This window comes from Demequina sp. (genome assembly GCF_024642165.1).
Classification (GTDB): Bacteria; Actinomycetota; Actinomycetes; order Actinomycetales; family Demequinaceae; genus Demequina.
In genome coordinates, this window is record NZ_JAHEBP010000147.1 from 1 (window position 1) to 4,515 (window position 4,515).

Annotated in this window: 6 protein-coding genes; 3 read left to right on the forward strand and 3 right to left on the reverse strand. The window is 73.1% G+C overall.

Annotated elements, in window-relative coordinates:
• A partial coding sequence (locus Q0L54_RS10560; RefSeq protein ID WP_296667932.1) for an FGGY family carbohydrate kinase occupies positions 1-520 on the reverse strand: 520 nt, incomplete at its 3' end.
• Between the two features lie 196 nt (positions 521-716).
• Between Q0L54_RS10560 and Q0L54_RS10565 the strand changes: the two genes are divergently transcribed.
• Positions 717-977, forward strand: a complete 261-nt coding sequence (locus tag Q0L54_RS10565) for a hypothetical protein (protein ID WP_296667933.1) — start codon at positions 717-719, stop codon at positions 975-977.
• Positions 978-1,013: 36 nt separating this feature from the next.
• On the opposite strand, the gene Q0L54_RS10570 is transcribed toward Q0L54_RS10565, so the two are convergent.
• Positions 1,014-2,813: a glycerol-3-phosphate dehydrogenase/oxidase gene (locus Q0L54_RS10570; protein ID WP_296667934.1), complete on the reverse strand. Its 1,800-nt coding sequence runs from the start codon at positions 2,811-2,813 to the stop codon at positions 1,014-1,016.
• Positions 2,814-2,860: 47 nt separating this feature from the next.
• Positions 2,861-3,106 carry a hypothetical protein gene (locus Q0L54_RS10575; RefSeq protein WP_296667936.1) on the reverse strand — a complete coding sequence of 82 codons (246 nt, stop codon included), beginning with the start codon at positions 3,104-3,106 and terminating at the stop codon, positions 2,861-2,863.
• Between the two features lie 157 nt (positions 3,107-3,263).
• Here Q0L54_RS10575 and Q0L54_RS10580 point away from each other — a divergent pair, with 157 nt between their 5' ends.
• Positions 3,264-3,740 carry a CoA-binding protein gene (locus Q0L54_RS10580; protein ID WP_296667938.1) on the forward strand — a complete coding sequence of 159 codons (477 nt, stop codon included), beginning with the start codon at positions 3,264-3,266 and terminating at the stop codon, positions 3,738-3,740.
• Positions 3,737-4,515: alpha/beta hydrolase (locus Q0L54_RS10585; protein ID WP_296667939.1), on the forward strand; the 779-nt coding region annotated here is incomplete at its 3' end. The genes Q0L54_RS10580 and Q0L54_RS10585, both read left to right, overlap by 4 nt.

Genomic DNA, 4,515 nt, shown 5'->3' on the forward strand with positions numbered 1-4,515 from the left:
CCGTGAGCTTCCACACCAGCCAGGAGTCGGGGGTGCCGAACGCAAGGTGCCCGGCCTCCGCATCCTCGCGCGCGCCGGGGACGTGGTCGAGGATCCACTCGAGCTTGGTGGCGCTGAAGTAGGTCGCCAGCGGCAGCCCGGTGGCGTCGCGGAACCGGTCCACGCCGCCCTCGTCGGCGAGCGCATCAACCGTGTCCTGGGTGCGCGTGTCGTGCCACACGATCGCGTTGTAGACGGGCTCGCCGGTGCGTCGGTCCCACACGATGGTGGTCTCGCGCTGGTTGGTGATGCCCACCGCCGCGAGGTCCAGCCGGGTGATGTCCGCCTTCGACAACGCCTGGCCGATCACCAGCCGGGTGTTGACCCAGATCTCCTGCGGATCGTGCTCGACCCAGCCGGCGCGCGGCAGGATCTGCCGATGCTCCATCTGCCCCACGGACACGATCGATCCCGCGCGGTCGAACACGATGGCACGCGTGGACGTGGTGCCCTGGTCTATCGCCATCACGAAGCGCGTCATGCAGACCCCTTTGCCTGGTGCTTCGCACGCTACCCGCTTCCTCGCAGGTCCGCCCGGGAGGACCTGCGAGGACCCGCGAGGGCCCGCGAGGGCCCCAACCCGCCGTCGCCGCGCCACAGGTTCTGCGGGGCACCGCGCGCCTCCTCCGCGGATCTCTCCGCCGCTCGTGCTTCCATGAAGGCGGGGAGGGAGACCCATGGAGCTCACGGAGAATCGACAGGTGGCACTGCTCGAGGTGGCCGCGGGACGCATCGCGCGTCTCACGGGCAGGCCGGGCGCCATGGCGTGGAACCAGACCAGCGGGCGGAATCGGCGCACCGACGGGCGGGCGCTCGGCTGGCTCGAGCGCGAGGGCCTCATCGCCGTGGGCGACGTCCATCCGGACGCGGACCGGTGGCTGGTGGTCGAGCTGACCGGCGCCGGTTGGGACGCGCTCCGGGACTCGGTCGACGTCTAGGGCCGGGCCGAACGCGGCCCGACTGCGTCGCCCCGCCTACCGCCGCCCCAGCGCGGGCAGCCACTCGCGTCGCCGGCCCAGCTCCACGCCGTGCGCGTCGAGCAACTCGGACCGCACCGCCTCGACCTCCTCGCGCCGGTGCGCGCGCGACCAGCCGCGCGCCTCACCCACCACCTCCGCGAGGTCCTCGAGCATCGGCTCGGTGACCCGGCCCTCGAACGCGAGGGTGGTGCGTCGCAGCACCACGTCCGCGAGCCGCTCCACCAGCTCGTTGCGCGCGATCCACGCGATCTCGCCGCGCGAGTAATCAGCCGCGTCCCGCAACCCCGAGCCGGGCGCCGCGCCCAGCATCCGCTCCCACGGCGACCCCTTCTCACGCTCGGCGGCAGCGACACCCACGGCGCGCGTCCCGTACCGGTCCAGGAGCACGCCAGCCCGCTCGCGCGATGTTCCAGGCAGCCGAGACGCGGCCCAGTCGTCCCGCGCATCGTCCACCGGGAATCCCGCGCCCCCGCCGATCGCGACGCCGCGCGTCGACACCACCCGGACGCGACCCAGCCGGCTCAGCACCGCATCGGCCACCTGCTCGCCGAGCGCCCGGAACGTGGTCCACTTTCCGCCCACGATGCTCACGAGCGGGACCTGGGTGCCCGGCAGCACGCCGCTCTCGAGCCGGTAGTCGCGGGGGATGGCGCCCGGGTCCTCGCCGCTGCTGCGCGGGAGGGGGCGGATCCCCGCGTAGCGGTAGACGATCTGCTCGGGTGTGACGGGGATCTCCGGGAACACGTGCGCGGCCAGCTCGATGAAGTAGTCGACCTCCTGGTCCGTGCAGCGCGCGGGCTCGCGGGGGTCCGCGGGGACGTCTGTGGTGCCCAAGATCACGCGGCCGTGCTGCGGGTAGACCAGGACGATGCGGCCGTCGTCGTTCTCGAAGAAGATCTCGCGGCCGCGGGTGGCGGCCAGCAGGGCGGGGTTGTCGACCACGATGTGGCTGCCCTTGGTGCCGCCCATGAACTCCGTGGCGTCCCCCAGGGCGGCGTTGGTGAGGTCCGTCCACGGGCCCGAGGCGTTGACCACCAGTTGGGGCGTGAGGACGATGCGCTCGCCGGTGAGCACGTCGCTCACCTCCACGCCGCCGCCGTCGACGCCCACCGCCTCGACGTAGGTCGCCACGCGGGCGCGCGGGTGTGCCGCGACGGCGTCGAGCGCCAGCTCCAGGCCGAGCCGCTCGGGGGCGCGCACGCCGGCGTCGAAGTACGTGGCGGTGGACGTGGTGTCGGGGTGGAGGTCGGGAAGCTCGTCGAAGGTCTGGGCGCGTCCGGCGTACCGGTGGCGGGGCACGCCCGTGCCGTCCGCCGCACGGCCGGCACGCGAGTACGAGTCGTAGAGCCGCAGGCCCATCTCGACCAGCACGGCGCCGCGGGCACGCCGGTGCGCGGGTCCGTGCCCCGTGAGGAAGCGCAGGGGCGCCCCGGCCACGCCGGTCCAGGTGGTGCGCAGCGGGATCGTGGTGGCGAGCGGGCGCACATAGTGGGGCGCGGTGGCGAGCAGGTCGTTGCGCTCGGCGACCGCCTCGCGGACCAGCCGGAACTCGCCGTGCTCGAGATAGCGCAGCCCGCCGTGCACCATGCGGGACGATGCCGCGGACGTCTCGGCGGCGAGGTCGCCGCGGTCGATCAGCACCACGTCCACGCCGTGCAGCGCGAGGTCGCGGAACGTGGCCAGCCCGTTGATGCCGCCGCCGATGATGAGCACCTCGCAGGCCGGCCGCGCGCGCAACGCGTCGACGGCGGGGCGGGCCCGAGCCGTCGCGAACCGGGTGCGTTTGGAGCTCACCTGCCCATGGTGAGCCGCAGTGGCACTCGGGCGCAACTGTGCTCGGCTCAGCGGGAGCCCGCGAGGGCGTCGTCACGGCGCTCGTGCCTGCGAGGGCGCACGGCGCGATGCACGATCCGGTAGAGCGCGTAGCAGTACAGCGGGAAGATGACGCCGAGCGCCATCAGCAGCACGTAGCGCCCGCCGCCGAACAGCGGGACGTCCTGCAGGATCCATGCGGCCCAGGTGGCGAAGGCGATCGCGAAGGCCGTGACGGCGGTGAGGCCGGCGACGGCTCGGGTGGTGGCGGACAAGGCTCTCTCCGTGGTGTGCGAGATGACTGCTGCCAGCCTCGCGGCGGCGCTGGTCGCGGACAAGCCCCCACTTGTGGGGGTCCGTTGCGTTTGTCCCGAGGCGGGGACGGCGGGACGATGGAGTCGGGTCCCCGTCATCGACCCGAAGGAGCGGATCATGACCGCCATTCACGAGGCCGCGGAGGAGTTCCTCTCGCACCGCAGGATCGCCGTCACCGGGGTGTCCCGCGATCCCGCCGGTCACGGCTCCAACACCGTCTACCAGCGCCTTCGCGAGCGCGGATACGAGGTGGCGGCAATCAACCCGCAGGCCTCGACGGTCGAGGGCGACCCCTGCTACCCGGACCTCGCCTCGGTGCCCGGCGGTGTCGAGGCCGTGGTCATCGGCACCCGGGCGGACCACGCGATGGGAACCGTCAAGGAGGCCGCGTCGCTCGGCATCAGCGATGTCTGGATGCACCGTGCGTTCGGTCCCGGCAGCGTGGACGATGCCGCGGCCGCGTGGGGCCGCGACAACGGCCTGCGGGTGATTGCGGGCGGGTGCCCGCTGATGTTCGGCGCGACGTCTGACGGCGCGCATCGTGTCATGTGCAGGTTGCTGCAGGTGACGGGCAAGGTGCCGCGGAAGGTGTGATCACGGTGCCGGGGGGCGAGCGTTGGCGGACCGTCGAGACGGGCGAGTCCGCCTTCGATGTGCACGAGCACGGCTGGGGCCCCGCGGTGATCCTGGTGGGCACCGGGCTGGTTGCGGACCGGCTGTTGCCGTTGGCGCGCGAGCCCGTGCTGGCGCAGGGGCGCCGGGTGATCGCGTACCGGCGCCGGGGCTACGGCGGCAGCGGCCCGGTCGGGTCGCCGGGCTCCCTGGAGCGTGACGCGGGCGACTGCCTGGCGCTCATGGATGCGCTGGGCATCGAGCATGCGGCGCTCGTGGGCTTCGCGCACAGCGCCGCCGTGGCGCTCGAGACCGCAGCCGAGTCCCCGGGGCGCGTCGATCACCTGTGCCTCATCGACCCGCCGCCGCTGCAGGCCTCGTGCAGCGGCGAATACCGCACCGCCAACGCGGAGCTGCTCGCCGAGTACCAGGCGATCGGCGCGTGGCCGGCGGCGGATCGCTACCTGTGGCGGCTCATGGATCGCGGTTGGCGGCTTGACCTCGAGCGGCTGATCCCGGGCAGCGTCGCGGATGTGGAGCGGGACGCGGCGACGTTCTTCACCGCGGACCTGCCCGCGCTGATGTCGTGGAACTTCGCGCGGGCCGATGCGGAGCGGATTGCGGCGCCCGTGCTGCTGGTGAGCGGCACGCTGAGCAACCGATGGTTCGCGGAGGAGCTCTGCGAGCTGCGCGAATGGCTCCCCCACTCGCAGGACGCGGTGATCCCGGACGCGGACCACTCGCTGGTGCTCACCCA